This window comes from Amycolatopsis rhizosphaerae (assembly GCF_007713715.1).
GTDB lineage: Bacteria > Actinomycetota > Actinomycetes > Mycobacteriales > Pseudonocardiaceae > Amycolatopsis_E > Amycolatopsis_E rhizosphaerae.
This window is the reverse complement of record NZ_VJWX01000590.1, coordinates 1-4,020: the sequence shown is the minus strand read 5'-3', so window position 1 is coordinate 4,020 and position 4,020 is coordinate 1. Positions and strand designations below refer to the sequence as shown.

At 69.5% G+C, this 4,020-nt stretch carries 4 protein-coding genes; 3 read left to right on the top strand and 1 reads right to left on the bottom strand.

Going from position 1 to position 4,020, the window contains the following annotated elements:
- Nucleotides 1–2,362 (bottom strand): DNA helicase PcrA (gene pcrA, locus FNH05_RS33760; protein ID WP_144592913.1); only part of this gene is annotated, 2,362 nt, incomplete at its 3' end.
- A 111-nt stretch (nt 2,363–2,473) separates the two neighbouring features.
- Between pcrA and FNH05_RS33755 the strand changes: the two genes are divergently transcribed.
- From FNH05_RS33755 to FNH05_RS33745, 3 genes are all read left to right on the top strand, one after another.
- On the top strand, nt 2,474–2,857 hold the full coding sequence (locus FNH05_RS33755) for a DUF1707 SHOCT-like domain-containing protein (protein ID WP_144592912.1): 384 nt from the start codon (nt 2,474–2,476) through the stop codon (nt 2,855–2,857).
- Nucleotides 2,858–3,015: 158 nt separating this feature from the next.
- A complete protein-coding gene (locus FNH05_RS33750; RefSeq protein ID WP_144592911.1) occupies nt 3,016–3,324 on the top strand; it encodes a chorismate mutase in 309 nt (102 codons plus the stop codon).
- Between the two features lie 63 nt (nt 3,325–3,387).
- Nucleotides 3,388–3,693: a hypothetical protein gene (locus FNH05_RS33745; RefSeq protein ID WP_144592910.1), complete on the top strand. Its 306-nt coding sequence runs from the start codon at nt 3,388–3,390 to the stop codon at nt 3,691–3,693.
- Nucleotides 3,694–4,020 lie beyond the last annotated feature (327 nt).

The following is a 4,020-nucleotide window of genomic DNA, read 5'->3' as shown; positions in this document are numbered from 1 at the left end:
CCTTGCCCGAGGCGCCGAAGTCGATGGTCGCGGTCGCGCGCGGGCCCTCACCCTGCGCCTCCACCACGGTTCCCAGGCCGTACTTGTCATGGCTGACGCGGTCACCCACGTCCAGCTTCAGGGCCACCGTGTTCTGCCAGCCCTTGAACGAGGTGGTCCGCATGCCTCGCGAGGCGAGGCCCGCCTGTGCCGAGTCGCCGCCGGTGGACCGGCGGCCCCAGGTGGTCGCGGCCCGCGGCGAACCGTAGGAGCTCGCCCCCGCGACCGGCTCTTCCCGCTTCCAGTCGACGAGATCGGCCGGGATCTCGTCCAGGAAGCGCGAGGCCGGGTTGTTCATCGGCTGCCCCCAGGCCGAGCGGGTGATCGCACGGGAGAGGTAGAGGCGCTCACGGGCACGGGTGATCGCGACGTAGGCCAGCCGCCGCTCCTCCGCCAGTTCCGCCGGCTCCCCGAGTGCGCGCAGGTGCGGGAAGACACCGTCCTCCCAACCGGTGCAGAACACCACCGGATACTCCAGGCCCTTCGCGGTGTGCACGGTCATGAGCGTCACCACGCCGGCGTCGTCGCCGTCCTCCTCACCGTCGGGAGCGGGGATGGAATCCGCGTCGGCGACCAGCGACACCCGCTCCAGGAAGGCGGGCAGCGAACCGGGCTCCGGTACGCCCGCGTCCTCCTCTTCCGCCGGGGGCGTCAGTTCGGCCGCGGACTCGGTGAACTCGCGGGCGACCGTGACCAGTTCGGTCAGGTTCTCCACCCGCGAGGCGTCCTGCGGATCCTCCGATTCCTCCAGTTCGGCCCGGTAACCGGTGCGGTCCAGTACCGCCTCGAGCACGTCCGCCACCTCGACCCCGTCCTCGGCCAGCGCCCTCAGCTCGTCCAGCAGCCCGACGAAGGCGATGATCGCCTTGGCCGAGCGCGGGTTGAGCAGCGGCACCTTCCCCTCGGTCGCCTCACGCAGCGCGGTGGCGAAGGAGACGCGTTCCCGCTCGGCGTGCGTGGCGATCACCGCCTCGGCGCGCTCGCCGATGCCCCGCTTGGGCACGTTCAGGATGCGGCGCAGGCTCACCGTGTCCTCGGGGTTGGCGATCACCCGCAGGTACGCCAGCATGTCCCGGACCTCGCGCCGCTCGTAGAACCGGACACCGCCGACGACGCGGTAGGGCAGGCCGAGCCGGATGAAGATCTCTTCGAACACGCGGGACTGGTTGTTCGTGCGGTAGAACACCGCGACGTCGGAATAGCGGGCCTCGTCACGGTCGGACAGTGCGTCGATCTCGCCCGCGACGAACGCGGCCTCGTCGTGCTCGTTGTCGGCGACGTAGCCGCCGATCTTCTGGCCGTCCCCGGAGTCGGTCCACAGCCGCTTGTCCCTGCGGTTGGGGTTACGGGAGATGACCGCGTTGGCCGCGGACAGGATGGTCTGCGTGGACCGGTAGTTCTGCTCCAGCAGAATCGTGCGCGCGTTCGGGAAGTCCCGTTCGAACTCCTCGATGTTGCGGATCGTCGCGCCGCGGAAGGCGTAGATCGACTGGTCCGCGTCCCCCACGACGCACAGCTCGGCCGGCTCGACACCAGACTCGGTCGGCTCGGTGCCCACCAGCTCCCGGACCAGCGTGTACTGCGCGTGGTTGGTGTCCTGGTACTCGTCGACCAGGACGTGCCGGAACCGGCGCCGGTAGTGCTCGGTGACCTCGGGGAAGACCTGCAGCAGCTCCACCGTGCGCATGATCAGGTCGTCGAAGTCCATCGCGTTGGCCAGCGAAAGCCGCCGCTGGTACTCGGCATAGACCTCGGCAACCCGTCGCTCGAGCTCGTTGGTGGCCGTCTCCGCGGCCGCGGTGGCGTCCTTCAGCTCGTTCTTGAGGTTCGAGATGTGCACGGCCAGGACCCGCGCCGGGTAGCGCTTGGGGTCGATGTCGAGATCCCGCGCCACCAGCGTGATGAGCCGCTTGGTGTCGTCGGAGTCGTAGATCGAGAAGTTCGACGACATGCCCAGCGTCTTGGCCTCCCGGCGAAGCAGGCGCACGCACATCGAGTGGAAGGTGGACACCCACATCGCGTTCGCCCGCCTGCCGACCAGGTCCGAGACGCGCTCACGCATTTCGGCGGCGGCCTTGTTGGTGAACGTGATGGCCATGATCTGGCCGGGCTGGGCGCCCCGCTCGGCGAGCAGCCAGGCGATCCGGCGGGTCAGCACCCTCGTCTTGCCGGACCCGGCACCGGCCACCACCAGCAGCGGCGCACCGGCGTGGGTGACGGCTTCGCGCTGGGCCCGGTTGAGGTCGGACAGCAGGTCGGCATCCCGGGCCGCGGCGGTCGAAGGAGCCGGCTCGGGCAAGGGGAGATCGAAGAGGGTGCTCATCGGGGATCCACGCTACTAGGGGGCGCCGACGGTGTACCGCACCGGACGTACTCGGCGATGTCGCCGGTGGACAGATGCGGGATGGCACCCCGGGTGCGGAGCATCGACTCCATGACCACTGAACCCACCGGTATCCGAGCCTCCGACGCCGATCGCGAGCGGACCGCCGCCCTGATCCAGCGCGCGAGCGCCGAAGGCCGTCTCACCCTCTCCGAAACGGAACAACGCCTCGGCGACGTTTATGCCGCCAAGTACCTCGGCGAACTGGCCGGGCTCGTCGCCGACCTGCCGCAGGAACAGCCGCAGCGCCGCTGGTTCCCGCCGCCGCTGCGGCTGCACGCCGCGGTGGTGGTGCTCCTCTCGACGCTGCTGATCGTGCGCTGGGCGGTTTCCGGCGCACCGTTCTTCTGGCCCGCCATGCCGATGTTCTGGCTGGGCGTGAGCCTGCTCGCGCACGCCGCGATCCGGTCGCGGCGCCGCGCTGTGCCATACTGAAGGTGTGCGGCACGCTCAGCGATTTTTTTACGGGACCCGGACTCCGGCTCCCGTGATCGCGTAGTGCCCTCCACGCCATCAACGTCAAGCCCCGGAGTCCACGGACCCGGGGCTTTCTTCGGCTCTGGGCCTGGAGTCCGGACCGACCGGAGGTCCCGATGAACGCACAGACAGACGACAAGGGCGCTGTTTCCCCGGCTTCCTCGGCGGAGCCGATCGCTTCCGCCGAGGAAGTCGCGGAGCTGCGTAAGGAGATCGACTGGCTGGACGGCGAGATCCTGCGCCTGATCAAGCGCCGGGTCGAGGTGTCCAAGCGGATCGGCGCCGCGCGCATGGCCGCGGGCGGCACGCGGATCGTCTACAACCGCGAGATGGACGTGCTCGCGCGTTACCGTGAGCTCGGTCCGGAGGGCCGCCAGCTCGCGATGGCGCTGCTGAACCTGGGACGCGGGCGTCTCGGGCGCTGAGGTCCGGCAAAACCAGGGTGTTTCCCCGAGCCGCCGGGCGCGGTACGCGCGCACACTGGAGACATGATTAACCTCATCGCGGTCCTGGTCGCGATCGCCAGTGTGCTCGCCGCGCTCGGCCACGTCGGTTATCTGGCACTGCTCAACAACGCCGCGAACAAACGCGCCGGGGGCGCGCCCGTCGCGGAGTACGTCCGGAGCCGGTGGCCGATCGCGGGCGGCGCCACGGCCGCCTCCCTGCTCGCCTGGCTGTTCACTTCCGGGAGCACCGGCATGGACATCCTCGCGATCGTCCTCGCCGCGGGGAGCGGGGTCGTGTCGGTCAAGGCCCTGCAGTCGACCCAGGCGAAGTACCGCAGCGGCGGCTGAGGGCCGCGGCATACCGCGTTTTCATACTGCAAGTCGCACTCGCTCGAATGGCTACTCCCCTTCGGAGTGAACTTGACGACTGGCCCTCCCCTGCGCGCTCATGGCTCTTACGCTGGGCACGTGAATTCCGGCACGGCGATGGGTATCAGCGCGCCCCGAAGGCGCGCGAGTTCGGGCACCCGTGCAACTTGCCGATTGCATGCTGCTCCATTCGGCTTAATTCACCCCGGAAAGGCGTCACGAGGTGCGGGGGGAGGAATCCACTCCGCATGAACCGTGGGGCCGATTGGACCGAGCAGCTCACCCCCTCCCCGGGCAGGCACCGCC